This is a genomic window from Streptomyces thermodiastaticus, from assembly GCF_014656135.1.
GTDB classification, from domain to species: Bacteria; Actinomycetota; Actinomycetes; order Streptomycetales; family Streptomycetaceae; genus Streptomyces; species Streptomyces thermodiastaticus.
On the sequence record NZ_BNBV01000078.1, the window covers coordinates 1 to 875 of the forward strand.

At 70.6% G+C, this 875-nt stretch carries 2 protein-coding genes; both read right to left on the bottom strand.

Annotation, left to right across the window (positions count from 1 at the left end; translation table 11 throughout):
* Positions 1 to 182 (bottom strand): polyketide synthase docking domain-containing protein (locus tag IE286_RS27825; protein ID WP_308437397.1); only part of this gene is annotated, 182 nt, incomplete at its 3' end.
* Between the two features lie 42 nt (positions 183 to 224).
* On the bottom strand, positions 225 to 875 hold a 651-nt coding region (locus tag IE286_RS27830), incomplete at its 5' end, for a phosphopantetheine-binding protein (protein ID WP_233975613.1).

Here is an 875-nt window from a genome sequence, read left to right on the forward strand (position 1 = left end):
TCGGCCACCAGCCGCCACAGATCCTCCGGCGACCCCACCCCACCCGGGAAACGGCACGCCATACCGACGATCGCGATGGGCTCGTGCTCCTTCTCCTCGACCTCCTGCAGGCGCCTGCGCGCGTCGCGCGCGTCGGCGATGGCCCGCTTGAGGTAGTCGCGAAGCTTGTCTTCGTCAGCCACGTGCTCTCAGCTCCTCGGGATGGGATGGATGGCGGGTCGGGGTCAGTCGAGATCGTCGACCAGGGCAAACAGCTCCTCGTCAGTGGCGGAGTCCAGGTCGGACTCGGTCTTTCGTCCGGTGCCGGGACCGTTCGCCTGGGCGATGCCGATCAACTCCCGCAGCCGCGCAGTGATCTGTTCCAGGGACCCGTTGCGGTCCCCCTCCGCAACGGCTCTCAGTGCGGCCTCCAGCCGGTCGATCTCCTTCAGGACGACCGTGGCTCCGGAGTCGGAAGACGCGTCGTCCGGTGTCAGTTCCGTGGCGAGGTGGGCGGCGAGCGCGGCGGGGGTGGGGTGGTCGAAGGCGAGCGTGGTGGGCAGCCGCAGGCCGGTTGCCGCGCCCAGCTGGTTGCGCAGTTCCACTGCGGTCAGAGAGTCGAAGCCGAGGTCCAGGAAGGACCGCTCGTCGTCGACGTCGCCTGGGTCGCCGTATCCGAGTACGGCCGCCACTTGATTCCGTACGAGGTCCGCCAGCGCCCGTTCCCGCTCGGCGGAGGACAGCCCGGACAGACGCTGCGCCAACGGTGCTTCGGAGGGCGCAACGGCCTGGGCGGCGCGACGGCGCGACTGCGCACGGACCAGGCCGCGGAGCATGGGGTGGATGGCGTCCTCGGTCCGCAGCCCGGTCAGGTCCAGCCCGGTCGCCGCGACGGC